This window comes from Massilia glaciei (genome assembly GCF_003011895.2).
GTDB lineage: Bacteria > Pseudomonadota > Gammaproteobacteria > Burkholderiales > Burkholderiaceae_D > Telluria_A > Telluria_A glaciei.
In genome coordinates this window covers 1-1,281 of the sequence record NZ_PXWF02000184.1, presented here as the reverse complement: position 1 = coordinate 1,281, position 1,281 = coordinate 1, and the positions used below count along the sequence as shown (strand labels likewise).

Annotated in this window: 1 protein-coding gene; it reads right to left on the bottom strand. The window is 71.3% G+C overall.

Going from position 1 to position 1,281, the window contains the following annotated elements:
• A partial coding sequence (locus C7C56_RS11475; RefSeq protein ID WP_146204433.1) for a hybrid sensor histidine kinase/response regulator occupies nucleotides 1–1,281 on the bottom strand: 1,281 nt, incomplete at both ends.

Here is a 1,281-nt window from a genome sequence, read left to right as displayed (position 1 = left end):
GGGCGCGGCCGGCGCGGCGGCGGCCGCGGACGGGCCGGCCGGCGCGCGGCCGGTCACCTTGTGCATCACCGCGCGGATCTGCTCCTTGCTCACCGGCTTGGACAGGTAGATATTGCAGCCGGCCCTGAGGCTGCGCTCGAGGCTGGCCTCGTCGTCGTGCGCCGACAGCGCCACCACGACCGCGGCGGGCAGGCCCGCGTTCCTCTCGTGCTCGCGCAGGCGCCGGGTGGCGTCGATCCCGTTCATGACGGGCATGTCGAGGTCCATGAAGACCAGGTCCGGGCCGTGGCTGATGGCCTGGTCGAGCCCGTCCTGGCCGTTGACCGCCGTGAACACCTCGACCGGCGGGCCCGGCATGAAGCGGCGCATCACCAGCAGGTTGTACTCGTCGTCGTCGACCACCAGCACCTTGAGCGGCGCGAAGGCGGCGCCGGCCGGGGTGTCGCGCCGGCGCGGCAGCGCGTCGGCCTCGGGCGCGGCGGCCTCGGTGATGGCGGGCGCGGCCTTGAGGCGCAGCAGCAGCGTGGTGCCGTCCCGCTCGCTCGTCTGCATCTCGATGTCGCCGCCCTGGGCGCGCGCCATCAGGCGCGCCGAATAGGTGCCCAGGCCGCTGCCGTCGGCCTTGCCGGCGGTCGCGTATTTGTCGAAGAAGCGCTCGCGCACCGACTCCGGCACCGGGCCCAGGTTGTGCATGTGCAGCAGCACCTGGTCGCCGTCGCGCCCTATGCGCATGGTCACGCTGGCGTCGTCGGGCGAGGCCTCGAGCGCGTTCTTCATGAGGTTGGCCAGGATCGAGTAGCACAGCAGCTCCTCGGCCCAGACGTGCACGTGCGGCTCGTGCCACGGCAGCACCTGGAAGCGCACCTTGCGTTCGCCCGCGTGGCGCCGCAGGTCGCCGCACAGCTTGTCGAGCAGGTCCATCAGGTCCATCGAGCGCGGCCGGAAGCGGTAGGTCGACTGCTCCATCTTGAACAGGTCGAGCGACAGGTTGACCATCGACAGGATGCGGTAGCCGGCGCGCTCGATGATGGTGAGCAGCTCGTCGTCCTCGGGGTCGAGCCGCCTCTTCTCGCGCAGCAGGCGCGGCACCGCGATGATGCTGTTGAGCGGGGTCTTGAGGTCGTGCCGGCTGATCCGCTCGACCTCCTCGCGCAGGCGCACGTTCTCCTGCAGGTATTCGTTCTGGCTCTCGAGCTGTGCGGCCTGGGCGGCGACCTTGGCGTGCGAGGCGCGCAGCTCCTCGTCCATGCGCTTGCGCTCGGCGTTGGCGACCACCAGCGC